The sequence below is a fragment of the Pseudomonas sp. genome, from assembly GCF_030696055.1.
GTDB lineage: Bacteria > Pseudomonadota > Gammaproteobacteria > Pseudomonadales > Pseudomonadaceae > Aquipseudomonas.
On sequence record NZ_JAUYNP010000299.1, the window covers coordinates 1 to 1268 of the forward strand.

Here is a 1268-nt window from a genome sequence, read left to right on the forward strand (position 1 = left end):
GCTGCGTGCAACACGTAATTGGGGCATAGCCTTTTTTTGTAGCCCGGATAAAATCCGGGGAAATCTACCCACTGAGTTCAGCTGCCGGGCTGGGCGCAGGAGGCTCGCGGCTGACTCAGCGCAGGATCAGCAGCGCGCTGGTACTGGTGCGCAGCAGGTAGCTGGTGGTGCTGCCGACCAGAAACTGGCGAATCCGCGAGTGGCCGTAGGCGCCCATGGCCAGCAGGTCGATGCCCTGCTCGATCTGGTAGGCGTGCAGGGCCGGCTCGACATCGCCGGCGCAGATCGCCAGCTGCACCGAGCTGGCCGAGTCCTGCAGCACGCGCTCGGCACTCTTGAGCTGTTCCCAGGCCGCGCTGGTATCGGCCCCGACCATCACCAGATGGGCGGGCAGCCCCTTGAGCAGCGGGCTGGCGGCGATCATCTGGAGGCTTTTGTGCGCGGTGAAGCTGCCGTCGTAGGCCAGCATATAGCTGTGCGGCGCCTTGAATTCGCCGCAGCTGACCAGGATCGGCCGGTGCAGGGTGCGAATCACGTTCTCCAGGTGGCTGCCGACCAACTGGCTGAGGCTGTCGCTGGTCATGCCCTGGCGGCCGATCACCAGCAGGCGGATGTCCTGTTCCAGCTCCTGCAGGCAGTCCACCAGGTCGCCATGGCGCTGGCGCAACTGCGGATTAATCACACCGTCGCGCTGGGTCCGTTGCTTGGCTGCTTCCAGGGCCAGGCGGCCCTGCTCCAGGGCCAGTTTGCTGCGCTGTTCGTCCAGCTCCGCCAACTCCTGGAACAGTTGCTCACGGCTGCCCAGGTCGATAGTGGACAGGTCAGTGGGCGGCGGGTATTGCTTGTGATCCAGGACGTGCAGCAGGGTCAGCGGTACGTCGAGGCGCAAGCTGGCCCAGGCGGCGTAATCACACACAGTCGGGGACGACAGGGAGCCATCGATACAAGCCATTACGTGGGACACGTTGTTCTCCTTGCTAGCAGGCCGTTGAACAACGACCTAGGTCGCCCCTCTGGATACAAGCCAGGGGCGTTAAACATAGAGGAAGTGGCCGATCTTGTTGGCGAAGCACGTCGCCGTCAGCAGCCCCCCGACCCATACGCCATAGGCCAGATAGTGAGTGAAGACAGTGACCGCCACTGTGGCAAGCATGAGGCTATGGCTGGAGAGCGGGAACTTCTGCAGATTGCGCTGGAGTTCCAGCTAACAGGCTGTTGAAAAATGTAGGCGAGGCAGCCGAGACAAGGCAAAAACGGCCGAAAAAGCG

1 protein-coding gene and 1 pseudogene are annotated in these 1268 nt (G+C 62.9%); both read right to left on the bottom strand.

Annotated elements, in window-relative coordinates:
• Positions 1-115: 115 nt before the first annotated feature.
• Entirely contained in the window at positions 116-964 is an 849-nt protein-coding gene (locus tag Q8Q83_RS17995; RefSeq protein ID WP_305625499.1) for a universal stress protein, read from the bottom strand.
• A gap of 72 nt (positions 965-1036) precedes the next feature.
• Positions 1037-1192 (bottom strand): annotated as a pseudogene (locus Q8Q83_RS18000) (sodium-independent anion transporter); the annotation flags it as partial.
• Positions 1193-1268: the final 76 nt, after the last annotated feature.